Annotated in this window: 17 protein-coding genes; 6 read left to right on the forward strand and 11 right to left on the reverse strand. The window is 70.1% G+C overall.

Annotation, left to right across the window (positions count from 1 at the left end; genetic code table 11):
* The 8 genes from FNH24_RS31135 to FNH24_RS31165 form a co-directional block, all read right to left on the reverse strand.
* The gene (locus tag FNH24_RS31135) at positions 1–582 is read right to left on the reverse strand and encodes a TlpA family protein disulfide reductase (RefSeq protein WP_152366139.1); all 582 of its coding nucleotides are present in this window, start codon (positions 580–582) and stop codon (positions 1–3) included.
* Complete coding sequence (locus tag FNH24_RS31855; protein ID WP_175047936.1) at positions 575–1246, reverse strand: histidine phosphatase family protein; 672 nt, start codon at positions 1244–1246, stop codon at positions 575–577. The genes FNH24_RS31135 and FNH24_RS31855 overlap by 8 nt, the downstream gene beginning before the upstream one ends.
* Before the next feature lie 6 nt (positions 1247–1252).
* Complete coding sequence (gene hemL, locus FNH24_RS31140; RefSeq protein WP_281351122.1) at positions 1253–2605, reverse strand: glutamate-1-semialdehyde 2,1-aminomutase; 1353 nt, start codon at positions 2603–2605, stop codon at positions 1253–1255.
* Between the two features lie 26 nt (positions 2606–2631).
* Positions 2632–3672 carry a porphobilinogen synthase gene (gene hemB / locus FNH24_RS31145; protein ID WP_425486920.1) on the reverse strand — a complete coding sequence of 347 codons (1041 nt, stop codon included), beginning with the start codon at positions 3670–3672 and terminating at the stop codon, positions 2632–2634.
* A 62-nt stretch (positions 3673–3734) separates the two neighbouring features.
* Positions 3735–5393 carry a bifunctional uroporphyrinogen-III C-methyltransferase/uroporphyrinogen-III synthase gene (locus tag FNH24_RS31150; RefSeq protein WP_152366141.1) on the reverse strand — a complete coding sequence of 553 codons (1659 nt, stop codon included), beginning with the start codon at positions 5391–5393 and terminating at the stop codon, positions 3735–3737.
* A 23-nt stretch (positions 5394–5416) separates the two neighbouring features.
* On the reverse strand, positions 5417–6478 hold the full coding sequence (hemC, locus tag FNH24_RS31155) for a hydroxymethylbilane synthase (protein ID WP_152366142.1): 1062 nt from the start codon (positions 6476–6478) through the stop codon (positions 5417–5419).
* On the reverse strand, positions 6475–7746 hold the full coding sequence (locus FNH24_RS31160; protein WP_152366143.1) for a glutamyl-tRNA reductase: 1272 nt from the start codon (positions 7744–7746) through the stop codon (positions 6475–6477). The genes hemC and FNH24_RS31160 overlap by 4 nt, the downstream gene beginning before the upstream one ends.
* Complete coding sequence (locus FNH24_RS31165) at positions 7743–8426, reverse strand: redox-sensing transcriptional repressor Rex (protein WP_152366203.1); 684 nt, start codon at positions 8424–8426, stop codon at positions 7743–7745. The genes FNH24_RS31160 and FNH24_RS31165 overlap by 4 nt, the downstream gene beginning before the upstream one ends.
* A gap of 256 nt (positions 8427–8682) precedes the next feature.
* On the opposite strand from FNH24_RS31165, the gene FNH24_RS31170 reads away from it, so the two are divergent.
* From FNH24_RS31170 to FNH24_RS31185, 4 genes are read left to right on the forward strand one after another with little or no spacing between them, the layout of a single operon-like run.
* Positions 8683–9258, forward strand: a complete 576-nt coding sequence (locus tag FNH24_RS31170) for an ABC transporter permease (protein ID WP_246187162.1) — start codon at positions 8683–8685, stop codon at positions 9256–9258.
* Positions 9255–10499 carry an ABC transporter ATP-binding protein gene (locus tag FNH24_RS31175; RefSeq protein ID WP_152366145.1) on the forward strand — a complete coding sequence of 415 codons (1245 nt, stop codon included), beginning with the start codon at positions 9255–9257 and terminating at the stop codon, positions 10497–10499. The genes FNH24_RS31170 and FNH24_RS31175 overlap by 4 nt, the downstream gene beginning before the upstream one ends.
* Positions 10496–11287 carry an ABC transporter permease gene (locus FNH24_RS31180; protein ID WP_152366146.1) on the forward strand — a complete coding sequence of 264 codons (792 nt, stop codon included), beginning with the start codon at positions 10496–10498 and terminating at the stop codon, positions 11285–11287. Before FNH24_RS31175 ends, FNH24_RS31180 begins: the two co-directional genes overlap by 4 nt.
* A 60-nt stretch (positions 11288–11347) precedes the next feature.
* Positions 11348–12280, forward strand: coding sequence for an ABC transporter substrate-binding protein (locus tag FNH24_RS31185; protein ID WP_152366147.1), 933 nt, complete (start codon positions 11348–11350; stop codon positions 12278–12280).
* A gap of 478 nt (positions 12281–12758) precedes the next feature.
* Here the strand turns inward: FNH24_RS31185 and FNH24_RS31190 are convergent, their stop codons facing one another.
* Positions 12759–13328: an ASCH domain-containing protein gene (locus tag FNH24_RS31190; RefSeq protein WP_152366148.1), complete on the reverse strand. Its 570-nt coding sequence runs from the start codon at positions 13326–13328 to the stop codon at positions 12759–12761.
* A 75-nt stretch (positions 13329–13403) separates the two neighbouring features.
* Here FNH24_RS31190 and FNH24_RS31195 point away from each other — a divergent pair, with 75 nt between their 5' ends.
* Positions 13404–13658: a type II toxin-antitoxin system Phd/YefM family antitoxin gene (locus tag FNH24_RS31195; protein ID WP_152366149.1), complete on the forward strand. Its 255-nt coding sequence runs from the start codon at positions 13404–13406 to the stop codon at positions 13656–13658.
* Positions 13655–14095, forward strand: coding sequence for a type II toxin-antitoxin system VapC family toxin (locus FNH24_RS31200; protein ID WP_152366150.1), 441 nt, complete (start codon positions 13655–13657; stop codon positions 14093–14095). The genes FNH24_RS31195 and FNH24_RS31200 overlap by 4 nt, the downstream gene beginning before the upstream one ends.
* Here the strand turns inward: FNH24_RS31200 and FNH24_RS31205 are convergent.
* Both FNH24_RS31205 and FNH24_RS31210 read right to left on the reverse strand, forming a co-directional pair.
* Entirely contained in the window at positions 14092–14337 is a 246-nt protein-coding gene (locus FNH24_RS31205; protein WP_152366151.1) for a glutaredoxin family protein, read from the reverse strand. The two genes, FNH24_RS31200 and FNH24_RS31205, sit on opposite strands and share 4 nt — an antisense overlap.
* Complete coding sequence (locus tag FNH24_RS31210; RefSeq protein ID WP_161606410.1) at positions 14334–15782, reverse strand: class I adenylate-forming enzyme family protein; 1449 nt, start codon at positions 15780–15782, stop codon at positions 14334–14336. Before FNH24_RS31210 ends, FNH24_RS31205 begins: the two co-directional genes overlap by 4 nt.
* Between the last annotated feature and the right edge of the window lie 4 nt (positions 15783–15786).

Genomic DNA, 15786 nt, shown 5'->3' on the forward strand with positions numbered 1-15786 from the left:
CTACTTGCCGGCGGCCACATCGTCGATCATCGCGACCAGGGTGGTCTCGGTGATCTCACCCAGGATCCGGACCGCGACCCGACCCTCGGTGTCGATGATCAAGGTCGAGGGGATGGCCGACGGCGGCACGTCCCGGGCGAAGGCGAGCAGCGTGGCGCCGTCGGGATCGAAGATGCTCGGGTAGGTGATCTTGTTGGCCCGGACGAACGCCTGCGGCGCCGCCGGGGTCACATCCTTGGTGGTGATGCCGAGGAATTGGGCCTTGTCCTTGGTCCGCACGCTGGCCGCCTGCAGGTCCGGCGCTTCCTTGCGACACGGCGGACACCAGGATCCCCAGACGTTGATCACGATCACCTTGCCGGCGAAGTCGGCGGTGGAGATCGTCTTGTCGGTGCCGAGCTCCGGCCCGGACACCGTCGGCGCCGGCTTCCGGTCGGCCGGTTTGATCTGGGTCAGCAGCTTCGGCACCCCGACGTAGCCGTTCTCGCCGCTGGACCGGGTCGGCTCGTCGGCCGTGTTCGGGCTGCAGCCGGTGATCACCAGGACCACGGCCGCCAGCGCCAGGATCAAGCTCTTACGCACCGGCGACGAACTTCTCACTGCGCCGGCGGGGCAGCAGATCCTTGGCCGGCTCGGTGTAGCGGACGCCGGCCACCCTCCCGTCGATGAAGGTGATCGAGGTCAGGCTGGCCAGCGTGCACTGACGATGCCGCGGGTCGTGCGGCAGCCGGCGCCCGACGACGTCGCTGCGGGCCATCCAGATCGGCAGCTGGTGCGAGACGATCAAGGCCTCGTGCCCGGCGGCCGCCTCGGCCGCGTCCCGGATCGCCAGCCGCATCCGGGCCACGATCTCCGGGTAGCGCTCGCCCCAGGTCGGGATCAGCGGGTTCCGGAACAGCAGCCAGTTGCGCGGGTTGCGCAGCGCGTTGCGCTTGTTCCGGAAGACGGACAGCCCGAACGACACGACGCTGCCCTCGAGCCGGTTCTCGGCCTCGATCACCCGGCCGTCGGTGATCACCGGGGCGTCGTGGAACTCCAGCTGCGGCTGCATCGTCTCCTGGGCCCGCTCCAGCGGCGAGCAGCGCAGGTGCACGATGTCGTTGTCCCGCAGGGTTTCCGCGACCCGGGTCGCCATCTGCCGGCCCCGCTCGGACAGGTGGTAGCCGGGCAGTCGGCCGTACAGCACACCCTCGGGGTTGTGCACCTCACCGTGTCGCAGCAGGTGGACGATCGTGGTCACAGGCATGGTCGGCTACAGCTCCTCCGCAGCAGCGTGCGCCGCGGCCGGCAGGGCCGCGACGATCCGGTCGAGGGCATCGTCATCGTGGGCGGCGGACAGGAACCAAGCCTCGTACGCGCTCGGCGGGAGATAGACGCCGCGATCCAGCATGGCATGGAAGAACGCGGCGTAGGCCTTGGTCGACTGGGTCTGCGCGCCGGCGTAGTCGATCACCGCCGGGCCCTCGGGGGCGAAGAAGACGCTGAACAGGTTGCCGGCCGCGTTGATCACGTGCGGCACCCCGGCCGCGGTCAGCGCGGTGGTGATCTCCTGCTGCAGCCGGGCCGCTGTCTCGTCGATCCTGGTGTAGACGTCGTCGGTTGCCAGCCGCAGCGTGGTCAGCCCGGCCGCCGTCGCGACCGGATTGCCGGACAGGGTGCCGGCCTGGTAGACACCGCCGACCGGGGCCAGGTGGCTCATCAGCTCGGCCGAACCGCCGAACGCCGCCGCCGGGAAGCCGCCGCCCATCACCTTGCCGAAGGTGACCAGGTCACCGGCCACGCCGTCCCGGCCGTACTGTCCGGACCGGCTGACCCGGAACCCGGTCATCACCTCGTCCAAGATCAACAACGCGCCGTGATCATGGGCCTGGTCGCGCAGGAAGGCGTTGAACCCGGCCCCGTCCTCGACCCCCGGATCGATCACGCCCATGTTGCCCGGAGCGGACTCGCTGATCACCGCGGCGATCTGGTCACCGTAGGTCGCGAAGGCCTCGCGCACGGCCGCGCGATCGTTGTAGGGAAGGACGATCGTGTCGGCCGTGGTCGCCGCCGTGACCCCGGGCGTGCCCGGCAGTGCCAGCGTGGCGACGCCGGAGCCGGCCGCGGCCAGCAGCGCGTCGACATGACCGTGGTAGCAGCCGGCAAACTTGATGATCTTGTCCCGGCCGGTGATCCCGCGGGCCAACCGGAGCACCGTCATGGTGGCCTCGGTGCCGGAGTTGACCAGCCGCACCTGCTCCACCGGGGTCCGGTCGATGATCGCCGCGGCCAGGTCGACCTCGGCCTCGGTCGGCGCCCCGTACGAAGTGCCACCCTGAGCCGCCGCCTGCACCGCGGCCAACACCTCGGGATGCGCGTGCCCGAGCAGCATCGGCCCCCAGGAGCAGATCAGGTCGACATAGGAGTTGCCGTCCACATCGGTCAGGTAGGCCCCGGAAGCGGAAGCAATGAACCGCGGCGTACCCCCCACGGCGGAAAACGCCCGCACCGGCGAATTCACCCCACCCGGCGTAACCCCCTTGGCCCGCCCAAACAACTCCGCCGACCCGTCAGTAGTGCACGCGTTCTGGCGGCGTGTCGGTGCAGAAGTGACGTCTCGATCCACGGCGACGGGACCGAATGAGGTGCCGCTCATCGCGATCCCGGTGCGCTCTGCGCCTGCTCCATCGCCCAGTAGGTCAGGATCAGGTCGGCTCCGGCCCGGCGGATCGACGTCAAGGTCTCGGTCACGGCCGCGTCGCGGTCGATCCAGCCCTGTGCGGCGGCGGCCTCAACCATGGCGTACTCGCCGGAGACGTTGTACGCGGCGACCGGCAGCCGGGTCGCCTCGCGCACCGCGCGGATCACGTCCAGGTAGGCCAGGGCCGGCTTCACCATCACGATGTCGGCACCCTCGGCCTCGTCCAGCGCCAGCTCCCGCAGCGCGTCGCGAACGTTGGCCGGATCCTGCTGATAGGTCTTGCGATCCCCTTGCAGGGAAGAGGAAACAGCTTCCCGGAATGGGCCGTAGAAGGCCGAGGCGTATTTCACCGCGTAGGCCAGGATCGCGGTGCCGATGTGCCCGGACGCGTCCAGCGCCGAGCGGATCGCGCCGACCTGACCGTCCATCATCCCGCTCGGTGCCACGACGTGCGCGCCGGCCGTGGCGTGCAGCACGGCCATCTCGGCGTAGAGCTCGACGGTCGCGTCGTTGTCGACGTTCCCGTCGGCGGTGAGCACCCCGCAGTGGCCGTGATCGGTGAACTCGTCCAGGCAGACGTCGGTCATGATCAGGCAGTCGTCGCCGATCTCGGCCGCCACCGCACGGATGGCGACGTTGAGGATGCCGTCGTCGGCCAGCGCGCCGGAGCCGGTGGCGTCCTTGTGCTCGGGGATGCCGAACAGCATCACGCCGCCCAGCCCCGACTCGGCCGCCTCGACGGCCGTCGCGCGGAGGGTGTCCAGGGTGTGCTGGACGACGCCCGGCATGGAGCCGATCGGGCGAGGCTCGGAGAGACCCTCGCCGACGAACAACGGCAGCACCAGTTGCCGCGGCTCGACCGTGGTCTCCCGGACCAGCCCACGCATGGCCGGATTGGTCCGGAGCCGCCGTGGCCGCCGCGTGATCGGCCGACGCACCCCGGACCGGCTCAGCCGAACCCCGCGGGACGCGTCATCGGGCCGAGACGTCACTTGTGCACCGACACGCCGCAAATCCGCGTGCACTACTGGCGCCTCGGCGGGGTTTTCGGGGGTCATGTGCGGCGCCTGCTGTTGGGCTTGCGCTGGGACGGGCGCAGGACGGGGTCGCCGGCGGCGATCAGGGCGTCGCGGCGCTCGGCGGCGAAGGCGGCCAGGGCGTCGGCGAGGTCGACCGCGGACGGCTTGCCGGCCATCACGTCGACCCGCAGGCCGTGCTCGGCGCAGGTCTTGGCGGTGGCCGGGCCGATCGCGGCGACGACTGTGCTGGCGTGCGGCTTGCCGGCGATGCCGACCAGGTTGCGCACCGTCGAGGACGAGGTGAACACGACCGCGTCGAACCGGCCGGTCTTGATCGCCTCGCGGATCGCGGCGGGCGGCGGCGCGGCGCGCACGGTCCGGTACGCGGTCACGTCCTCCACCTCCCAGCCGAGCTCGACCAGCGCGGCGGCCAGCGTCTCGGTGGCGATGTCGGCCCGGGGCAGGAAGACCCGGTTGATCGGATCGAGGACGTCGTCGTACGGCGGGAACTCGGCGGCCAGGCCGGCGGCGGACTGCTCACCGCTCGGCACCAGATCCGGCTCGATCCCCCACGCCTGCAACGCCTTCGAGGTGACCTCGCCGACCGCGGCGACCTTCAGTCCGGAGAACGCGCGGGCGTCGAGGCCGTACTCGGAGAACTTCTCCTTGACCGCGCGGACCGCGTTCACCGAGGTGAACGCCACCCACTCGTAGCGACCCTCGACCAGGCCGCGGATCGCCTTGTCCATCTGCAGCGGGCTGCGCGGCGGCTCGACCGAGATGGTCGGCACCTCCTCGCTGTGCGCGCCGTAGGTCCGCAGCCGGGCCACCATCGGCGCCGCCTGGTCCTTGGTCCGCGGCACCAGCACCCGCCAGCCGAACAGCGGCTTGCTCTCGTACCAGCTGAGCTGGTCGCGCTGCTCCACCGCGACGCCGAGCACGACGTGCACCGGATCGGTGCCGCGGGCCCGGGTGGTCTTCAGCGTCGCCGGCAGCTCAGCCAGCGTCGTCGGCAGGCTGGTCTGCTCGGTGCTGCCGCCGTGCAGCGTGATCAGCGCGGGATCGCTCTCCGGCCGGCCGGCCGCGAGCGCCGCGGCGGCCAGGTCACCGACCACCCCTGCCTTGGTGCTGACCACCAGCGTCGCGGCCGCCGCCCACTGCGCGGTCGCAGTCTTGGTGAAGCGGCCGTCCGGGGCCGAGACGAAGTGCACGCCGCCGCCGTGGTTGAGGTCGACGCCGGCGTACTCCGGCACCGCGGTCAGCCGGGAGACGCCCGGCACCACCTCGAAGTCGATCCCACCGCGGACACAGGCGGCGGCCTCGTCGGCCACCCCGTTGTCCAGGAACGGGTCGCCGGTCACCAGGCGCACCACCCGGGCGCCGGTGGCCGCGTGCTTCAGCACCAGCTTGGCCCGCGCGGACGGGGTCAGCGGCTTGCCGGCCTCGGTCGGGCCGAGCGTGGCCACCTCGGCCTCCGGGTTCAGCGTGATCGCCGGGTGCTGCAGCAACTCCTGCTGCAACTCGGAATCCAGGATCACCGCGCCGGCGTCGGCCAGGGCCGCGATCGCTCCGAGCGTGAGCAGATCAGGATCGCCGGGCCCGGTTCCGACGAAGATGACCCGACCCCGGGGTGACGGGGCGGTAGGGGCTTGGGCAGACTGACGTGACGACTTTCGGACCGACGTAGTGCTCACGGCATATCTCGCGTTCTGTTGTTTCAGCCTCGCCGCGTCCGGCGCGCCGAGTGCTGGGCGGTACTTCTCAACTCATCCAGGGCGCGATCGGCGACAGCGCTTGCGAAACGCGATAGCTCGTCGAAGGAATCGACGACGGATCCATCGGTTTCCACCCGCAGGACGGAACCGTCTCCGATCGACTCTGGCGGGTTGCTCACTAAGGTTCTCCCAATTACCGCGGTCAGAGTCAAATCGAGTCTTTTACCATGGACCGATTTGACTTTTGCACGGGCACCCACCGGAGCCGTACAACCGGCCTCCAGTCGGGCCAGAAACGACCGTTCGGTACGGGTCTCGGCGGCGGCCACCGGATCGTTGACGGCCTCGATCGCCGCCGTTGCCTCGGGGCCGAGCGTTTCGGCGATCTCCAGCGCCAGGGCGCCCTGGCCCGGCGCCGGCAGCATCAGGTCCTCGGCCAGGATCGCGGCCGGCAGCCCGGACACCTCCAGGCCCTCGGTCTCGGCCGGGGCGGCCTCGGACAGCAGCCCGAGCCGGCGCAGGCCGGCGGCGGCCAGCACGACCGCGTCGACCTTGCCGTCCTTGACCAGCCCGACCCGGGTGTCGACGTTGCCGCGGATCGGCACGGTCTCGAGCTCCTGCCCGGCGGCGCGGGCGTGGTCGAGCAGCTGGATCGCCCGGCGCGGGGCGCCGGTGCCGATCCGCAGCGGCCGGTCCCGAGGCTCGGTCAGGTCGGCCAGCCGGCAGCCGATCAGCACGTCCCGGGTGTCCTCCCGGGTCGGCACGGCGGCGACCCGGAGGCCGGGGACCGGCGCGGTCGGCAGATCCTTGAGCGAATGCACGGCGAGGTCGATGGTGCCGTCCAGCAGCGCCTCGCGGACCTTGGCGGCGAAGATCCCGGTGCCGCCGATCTGGGTCAGCTCCCGCCGGTCGACGTCGCCGGTGGTGGTGACGCCCACGAACTCGGTGTCGACGCCGAGCGTCGCCAGCCGGGCGGCGACCCAGTCGGCCTGGACCCGGGACAGCGGCGAGGTGCGGGCGCCGATCCGGATCACCGATCCGATCCGTACGACAGGGTTGCTCATCGGCGGACCTCGGGCTTCATCACGGCGGCCACGGTCTGCGGGTCGAGCGCGAACAGCTCCCGCAGTACGGCCGCGTAGTCCACCGATTCACCGCCGGAGGCGAGCGCCTGGACCCGAACGGTCGGCGCGTGCAGCAACTTGTCCACCACCCGGCGGACCGAGCGGTGGATCTCCTGGCGCTCCTTGTCCCCGAGCTCCGGCAGCCGCGCGTCCAGCCGGTCCAGCTCGGCCGCCATCACCTCGGTCGCCATGGTGCGCAGCGCGACCACGGTCGGCGCGACCTGCGCGGCGCGGCGGGAGCCGAGGAAGTCGGCCACCTCGTTGCGGACCAGCTCGGCGGCGGCGTCGGCCCCGTCCTGCCGCTCGTCCTTCAGCCGGTCGCCGAGCCGGGCGATGTCGATCACCGCGATACCGGTCGCGGCGACGGTGGGATCGACGTCGGACGGCACGGCCAGGTCGATCACGGTCCGGATCGGGGTGCCGGTCAGCTGGTCGGCGCCGATCTTCAGGTCCCGGCCGCCGGTGCAGGTGAGCAGGATGTCGGCGCCGGCCAGCGCCCGGTCGAGCTGGGCCAGCGGCACGGAGGTGCCGGCGACGGCCTCCGCCAGCCGGTCGGCCTTGGCCTTGGTCCGGTTGACGATGGTCAACTCGGCCCCGAGGGCGGCGGCGGTCCGGGCAGCCAGGCTGGCCATCGATCCGGCGCCGACGACGACCATCCGGGCCCCGTCGAGGGAGCCGTGGTCATCGGCCAGCGCCTCGTACGCGGCGGTCACCAGGGAGCGACCGGCGGCGCCGATCGCGGTCTCGGTCTGGACCCGCTTGCCGACCCGCAGCGCCTGCTGGAACAGGGCGTTCAGGGTGCTGCCTGCGGCGCCCTGCCGCTGCGCCGCAGACAGCGCGAGCCGCAACTGGCCGAGGATCTGGCTTTCGCCGACGACCATCGACTCCAGCCCGGCGGCGACGGCGAAGGCGTGGGCGACCGCACCCTCGTCGAAGTAGACGGCGCACTCGTCCCGCAGCTCCTCGACCCCGATCCCGGCGACCGCGGAGAGCTCGGCGGTCACCTCGTCCAGGCCGCCGTGGAACCGGGACACCGAGGCGTACACCTCGGTCCGGTTGCAGGTGGACAGCACCACCGCCTCGTCGACATGGACGCCGGCGACCAGTGCATCGGTCAGCTTGGCCGCGGCCGGTCCGTCCAGGGCGATCCGGGACAACCGCTCGATCGAAGTCGTCTTGTGCGAGACGCCGACCACCAGGATGCTCACGACTTACCCTTCCTCGACGCGCGGAGCTGGGGTGTGGACTCGGCGGTCGCCGAATCTGCTTTGCGCTGCTCGTGGTAGGCGAGGATGTGGAGTTCCTGGCCCAGGTCGACCTTACGCACGGTGACGCCCTCCGGCACACCGAGCACGGTGGCCGCGAAGTTGAGGATGCTGGTCACGCCGGCGGCCACCAGCCGGTCGGCGATGCCCTGGGCGGCCTCGGCCGGAGTGGCGATGACCGCGATCACGGCGCCGGTGCCGCGGACCACCTTCTCCAGGTCGGCCAGGTCGGAGATCGCCAGGCCGTGGATCTCCCGGCCGATCAGGTCCGGCGACGGATCGACCAGGCCGACCACCCGGAAGCCGCGGGAGTAGAAGCCGGAGTAGTTGGCCAGCGCGGTGCCCAGGTTGCCGATGCCGACGATCAGCACCGGCCACTCGTGGGCCGAGCCGACCTCGCGACCGATCTGCACCCGCAGATAGTCCACGCCGTAGCCGACGCCGCGGGTGCCGTAGGAGCCGAGGTAGGAGAGGTCCTTGCGCAGCTGGGCCGAGTTGACGCCGGCGGCCTGGGCCAGCGCGCCGCTGCTCACGGTTTCGACACCGCTCTCGGCCAGCGCGTTGAGCACTCGGAGATAGACCGGAAGGCGCGCGATCGTCGCGTCCGGGATCCCGGCCGACATGCCCTCCGAGGCCGGCCGGTCGGCCGATTTCGGGTGCGGTGTTGTCGGCACATCACTCCTTCGAACTCCCGGCAACTCTACGAGCTTGTGAATCTCTGCACAAACTCTGTGGCCGCTCTTCCAAGGTGCGCGGCCACGGACGATCGTGTAGGAAGGTCACAATGACCATCGATGGCGGGCCGGGCTCCTGAATTTTTTCGAGTTCCTGATCAGACGTAGCGATGACATGCTGGAGTTGGGTCTCCAACACGTCGCCGTGGTCGCAGTTGCGCTCGCGTTGTCCTCGGTCATCGGGGTCGGGGTCGGGATCGCGGTCTATCGCACCAACCGGCCGCGCGAACTGGTCCTGGCCGCGGCCGGGATCATGCTGACCATTCCCTCGTTCGCCCTGTTCGTCCTGCTGATCGGGCCGCTCGGCCTCGGCCCGGCGCCGGTGGTGCTGGCCCTCACGCTGTACGGGCTGCTGCCGATCCTGCGCAACACGATCACCGGGCTGCGGTCGGTCGACCCCAGCATCGTCGAGTCGGCCCGCGGGATGGGGATGAGCCGATCGCGGCAGTTGCTCACGATCGAGTTGCCGCTGGCCTGGCCGGTGATCATCACCGGCATCCGGGTCACCGCCCTGATCCTGATCGGGATCGCCGCCATCGGCCACATCGTGCTCGGCCCCGGTTACGGCGAGTTGATCTTCGGCGGCCTGGGCCGGGTGGGCACCCCGGTGGCGCTCAACCTGGTGCTGGCCGGGATCGTCGGTGTGATGATCGTCGCCGTCCTGTACGACCTCGCCTTGAACCTGCTCCGAGTGCTGACCACGTCGAAGGGGATCCGATGACCTTGACCGCACCCGGTGGTGACCAGGCCGCGCCGGAGCAGTCCCGGCGCGTGATGATCAGGTTGGAGCAGCTGACCAAGACCTACCCCGGCGGGAAGAGGCCGGCGGTGGACGGCCTGACCCTCGACGTCAACGAGGGCGAGATCGTGATCTTGGTCGGCCCGTCCGGCTGCGGCAAGACCACCACGATGAAGATGATCAACCGGATCATCGAGCCGACCTCGGGCAAGATCATCATCGACGACACCGACGTCACCCGGACCGACCCGGACCAGTTGCGCCGCCGGATCGGGTACGTGATCCAGCAGACCGGCCTGTTTCCGCACCGGACGCTGGCCCAGAACATCGCCACCGTGCCGAAGCTGCTGGGCTGGGACGCCGCCCGGATCAGGAACCGGGTGGACGAGTTGCTCCGGCTGGTCAACATGGATCCGGACACCTATCGGGACCGCTATCCCAAGCAACTGTCCGGCGGCCAGGCGCAGCGGATCGGGGTCGCCCGGGCCCTCGGCGGAGACCCGCAGGTGATGCTGATGGACGAGCCGTTCGGCGCGCTCGACCCGATCACCCGGGACCGGCTGCAGAACGAGTTCCTGCGGCTCCAGGCGGAGATGCACAAGACGATCGTGTTCGTCACCCATGACATCGACGAGGCGATCAAGATGGGCGATCGGATCGCGATCCTGCAGGAGGGCTCGGAGATCGCCCAGTTCGACACCCCGGAACAGATCCTGACCGCGCCGGCCAACGAGTTCGTCGCCGACTTCATCGGTGGTGGCGCCGCGCTCAAGGGCCTGCATCTGCGCCGGGTCGAGGACATCGAGCTCGGCACCTGGCCGACGGTCGAGCCGGAGACCAACCCGGTCGCCGCCATGGATCTGGTGCGGCGGACGGATTGTGCCTGCCTGCTCGTCCTCGGCCCGGATCGCCGGCCGCTGCGCTGGATCAACGCCACCGACCTGCGGCGCGGCGACGGCCGGCCGCTGGACCAGATCGGCCAGGTGCCCGAGGCGGTCGTCGATCGCCGCACCTCCCTGCACGAGGTGCTGAACCAGATGGTCGCCGCCAACTACGCGACGACGGTGGTCGTCGATGATCGCGGCGGCTACCTCGGGGTGATCGACATCGACCAGATCAACGAGACGATCCGGGCCATGCGACGCGAGGCCGGTGAGCGGGACCGGCAGCGGATGAACACCGCGGACACCGACGGGCCCGGCCGGGAGGACGAGCCCCGATGAGCGTCGCCGCCCCGACCGACAGCCGGGAGCTGACCCCGCCGACGGTCGGCGTCTCCGCCGGCCGGCGCAGCCTCGCCGGCTATCTGGTCCGGCCGATCCTGGTGGTCGTGACCTGCGCCGCGATCGCCGTGGTGCTGGCGGTCACGCCGATGGACAGTCTGGAGGCCCGCGCGCTTGCCCTGCCCAACCTGCTGTCGGCGGTCTGGGAGCACATCCAGCTGACGTTCGCGTCGACCGTGCTGGTGGTGCTGATCGCGATCCCGCTCGGCATCCTGTTCTCCCGGCGCCGGCTCCGGGTGATCAGGCCACCGCTGATCGGGCTGCTCAATCTGGGCCAGGCCGTGCCGACCATCGGCGTGCTGGTGTTGCTCGCGGTCGGCTTCGCCTTCCTCGGGTTCGGCGCCGCGATCATCGGCCTGGTGATCTACGCGATCATCCCGGTGATGCTGAACACGATCGTCGGGCTGCAGCAGGTCGATCCCGCCGTGCTCGAGTCCGGGCGCGGCATGGGACTGTCGGCCCGCCAGGTGCTGTTCGGCATCGAACTGCCGCTGTCGGTGCCGATCATCCTCGCCGGGGTGCGGACCGCGTTGGTGATCAACGTCGGCACCGCGACCCTGGCGTCCTACATCAACGCCGGCGGGCTCGGCCGGATCCTGGTGGCCGGCATGTCCACCAACCGGTTGCTGGTGCAGATCATCAGCGCCGTGCTGACCGCGGTGTTGGCCCTGCTGATCGACTACCTCGCCGGGGTGGCGGAGGATCTGCTTCGTCCCGCCGGCCTCTGAATCCCTTCCACACTTGACCTCTTGACATACGTGAAGCCCGAAGCTGACCGAGGAGAACCGATGAAACGCAGGGCACTGGCAACGATCATGGCCGGAATCGTCACCGGGGCCGGCCTGTTGGCCGGCTGCGGCGCCGGTCCGCAGGGCGAGTCCGGTGGGCCGAGCGACGCGCTCTCCGGGGCGACGATCACCATCGGCTCCAAGGAGTTCACCGAATCGAAGGTGCTCGGCCAGCTCGCGGCGGTGGCCCTGGAGAACGCCGGCGCCACGATCAACGACAAGACCGGGATCTCCGGTAGCGCCACGGTGCGGGAGGCGCTGACGTCCAAGCAGATCGACCTCTACTGGGACTACACCGGCACCGGCTGGGTCAACATCCTCGGCAACTCCCCGACCGAGGTGCCCGAGGATCTGTACGAGCAGGTCAAGGCGGCCGACGCCAAGAACGGGGTCGCCTGGCTCAAGCCGGCTCCGTTCGAGAACGCGTACGGCATCGCGGTGAAGAACCAGTTCGCCACCGACAACAACCTCAACACCCTGAGCGACGCCGCCACCTACATCAAGCAGAACCCGGATCAGGCCGCGGTCTGCGCGGCCAGCGAGTTCATCGCCCGGGACGACGGTCTGCCCGGGGTGCAGAAGGCCTACGGCTTCAAGTTCAGCGACGTCGTCGAGCTCGACCTCAACCTGGTCTATCCGCAGATCGGCAAGGACTGCGCCTTCGGCGAGGTGACCACCACCGAGGCCCGGATCAAGGCCAACGACCTCAAGGTGCTGGAGGACGACCAGAACTTCTTCATCGAGTATCTGGGCTGCGTCACGCTGCGCCAGGAGACTCTTGATCAATATCCGGCGATCGGCGAGATCATGGGCGCGATCAGCGACAAGCTGACCGCCGAGGTGATGATGGAGCTCAACGGCAAGGTGGATCTGGACGGCGAGACCGAGCGCGACGTGGCCGAGGAGTGGCTGCAGAATCAGGGCCTCATCTGACCGAGTTGTCAGAAATGAGTTGTGTCATGGGGCTTCTGAGTTCTGACAACTCGGGTGGGGGTTGTGGATAACGGCGCTCGCTCAGGTGGGATTGGGCGGGGCCGGAGGGCCTTCGCGACAGCCACAGGCCGCGCGAACCGAGCCACGTGCACCCGGCCGTGATCAAGCCCGACCTCCGTCGCCGCCCGTGGCCGCCGCCGAGAATCGCCCAACCGACCGCAGCCACTTCTTCGCGCCACCTCCCCGTGCTTCGCGACAGCTACAGCCGGCGCGAAGCACGAGAAACGGGGGCGAAGAGGCCGAGCGGTGATCATGGTCGGCCTTCCCTGGCCCCTTCGCGGCGCCAGAGCCGTAGCCGAACCCAACCCACCTTCGCCCCACCTCCCCGCCCTTCGCGACAGCAACAGCCGGTGCGAAGCAGGAGAAACGGGTGCGGAGAGGGCCTCGAACGTGGTCGGTACGGTCCTCGTCGACCGGGTCAGTCGCGGAGGTAGGCCTCGCCGCGGGGGGACAGGCGGTAGCCGACCTCGAGGCTCTCGGTCAGGCCGAGGGCCTTGAGGCGGCGGACCCTGATCTTGAAATCGGGGCGAGGGAGGCCGAGTTCGGCGGCCAGGTCGGTGGAGACGACGGCGGGTCGGCGCTGGATCAGCTCCAGGGTCGGCCGGGTCCAGGGTTGGTCGGCGGCCCGATCCATCCGGCCCAGTTTGGTGTCCAGGGTCGCCCGGTCATCGGGTTCCAGTTGATCTTGCTGCCGCAGTGCGATCCTCGGGTCGGGGCCGGCCAGCCGGATCCGGATCCGGTAGAGGTCGCCCTCCCCCTTGGCCCGGGTCCACTTGATCAGCGCTGCGAGGTCTGCGAAGCCAGACCGTTTCGCGTCGGTCGGCGTCAGCTTCTCCTCCGCCACCTTCTCGATCTTGGTCACCTCGACCAGCCCGATCTTGGTCGTGAACCGCGACCCGGGCTTCGGCCGCACCACCTGCCAGCGCCGAAACGTCCGATCGACCGTGCCGTCGCTGAGACCCCGCAGCGTGATCAGTGTGAACAGCATGGTGTTCGGTGCTCCCTTCCCTCGCCTTGGTGGCTACAATCAAGGTACACAAGGTGGCTACAGGAGGAGACGGCGATGGAGGTCGGAATTCGCGAGTTCAGAGATGCGCTGAGCCGCCATTTGGCCCAGGTCAGGGCGGGACACACGATCACCGTCACGGATCACGGCCGCCCTTTCGCTCGAATTGTTCCCGTGGATCGACCAACCAGGCTGGAGCAGTTGCGTGCCGAAGGCCGAGTCGAGCCGGCACGCCGACCCAAGAGGCCAGCGCCTGACCCCGTGCCGGCGACCGGCACCGTGAGTGACCTGGTCGGCGACCAACGTCGATGATCGGCTATCTCGACACCTCGGCCTTTGTGCCTCTGGTGGTCGCTGAGCCGACTAGTGGCCTGTGTGGTCGATTCTGGGACGACGCGGACAGCGTCGTGTCGTGCCGGCTCACCTACCCGGAGACTGCCGCTGCGCTCGCGCAGGCCCAGCGAATGGGTCGACTGACCGAGCCAGGACTAGACGCCAGTCTCCGATTGGTGGCCGAACTCTGGCGCGAGATCGAAGTCGTCGAGGTCGACCAAGTCCTCGTGGAGCGTGCAGCAATCCTGGCCCGTCGATTCCAGCTTCGCGGTTACGACGCCGTCCATTGTGCGTCAGCCGAGCAGATCGACGACAACGATGTGGTGGCCGCCGCCGGAGACGGCAAACTGATTTCCGCGTGGCGAGAGCTAGGGCTGATGACGTTCGACCCCAACGCTCAACCGGACCAGGACTAGCCCGCGAGAGCCATTCGCAGCCGGTGGGCGTCGACGCGCCAGAAGTCGTGTTGGGCGCCGTCGACGAAGGTGACCGGGACCTGGTCGGTGTAGCGGCGGACCAGGTCGGGGTCGGAGTCGACGTCGGTGGTGGCCCACTGATCGCCGGTCTCGGCACAGACCGCCCGCACCACCTCGAGGGCCTCGTCGCAGAGGTGACAGTTTTGCCGGACCAGGATCGTCACCCGGGGCTGCTCGGTCATGGGCGGGGTTCCTTTCGATCATGGTCGAGTTGTCGATCTTGGTCGAGCAGGCGCCGCAGCTCCGACTTCTGGATCTTGCCGGTGACGCCGCGGGGCAGGGCGTCGACCAGGCGGATCGTCGCCGGGCGCTTGAACCGGGGCAGCAGGTCGGCGCAGTGCCGGGCGATCCGGTCGGCGTCGATCCCGGGCTCGGCGACGACGAAGGCGATCATCCCGCTGTCGTCGCCGATCACCGCGGCCTCGGTCACCCCGTCGAGCTCCAGCACCAGGTGTTCGACCTCGGCCGGATAGACCGGGAAGTTGTCGACCATGATCAACTCGCGGCTGCGCTCGACCAGATAGAGCTCGCCGTCGGTCTGGTAGCCGAGGTCGCCGGTGTCGTACCAGCCGTCGTGATCGGGACCGCCGGCACCGTCCGGCCAGTAGCCGGTGAACAGTTGCTCGGCGCGGATCCAGATCCGGTCCGGCTCGGCCGGGTCGCTGCCGTCGCCGATCCTGACCTCGATTCCCGGCATCGGCCGGCCGACGTGACCGAAGCCGTGGTGCGGGCGCTCCGTCCCGGTCGGATCGAGCGTTGTGGTGACTCCGCCGGCGGCCTCGGTCAGCCCGTAGCCGGACTCGACCCGGTGACCGGCGGCGGCCGCGAACCGGCCGGCCAGTTCGTCGGACAGCGGTGCCGCGGCCGACAGGACCATCCGGAGGCCGCTCAGCCGCCGCGCCAGGTCCGGTCGGCGCAGCAGCCGCTCCAGCATGGCCGGCACGGTCGGCAGCACGCTGACCTGCTCGGTCTCGATGAGCTCGGCCGGGTCCGCCGCCGGATCGGCGATGATCAACCGGCAGCCGCTGGCCAGCCAGCCGCCGACGATCACCCCGAGCCCGTAGACGTGCCACAGCGGCAGTGCCGCGAGCACCGTGTCGTCGGCGGTGATCAGCCCGAGCCGGGCCAGCTGCGCCGCCGGCGTCACCAGCGAGCGGTGGCTGATCATCGCGATCTTCGCCTCGGCCGACGTGCCCGCGGTCCGCAGCAACACGGCCAACGCGGCCGGATCGAGCGGCGGCAGCACCGTCCCCGCGCCGTCTTGATCATGATCAGTGTCCGGGGCCAGCACCAGCCGGGCGCCGGTCCGTTCGGCCAGCCGGGACCGCTCCTCCGGCGTGGACTGCGGATCGATCGGCACCACGACCAGCCCGGCGCGGAGGCAGGCCAGGTAGTCGATCACGTACCGGATCGAGTTCGGCAAGGCGGTCAGCACCCGCTGCCCGGCCACCAGCCCGGACGCCGACAGCCCGGCGGCGGTCGCCGTGACCCGGCGATCCACCTCGCCCCAGGTCAACTCGGCCGGCTCCGCTCCCGGCTCGCGCACCGCCACGACGTCCGGCCGCTGCTCGGCCCGGGCCGCGAGCAGGTCGGTCAGATTACGCACTCCCGGGTCGGACTCTCCCACGCTG

The sequence above is a fragment of the Microlunatus speluncae genome, assembly GCF_009299835.1.
Taxonomy (GTDB): Bacteria; Actinomycetota; Actinomycetes; order Propionibacteriales; family Propionibacteriaceae; genus Microlunatus; species Microlunatus speluncae.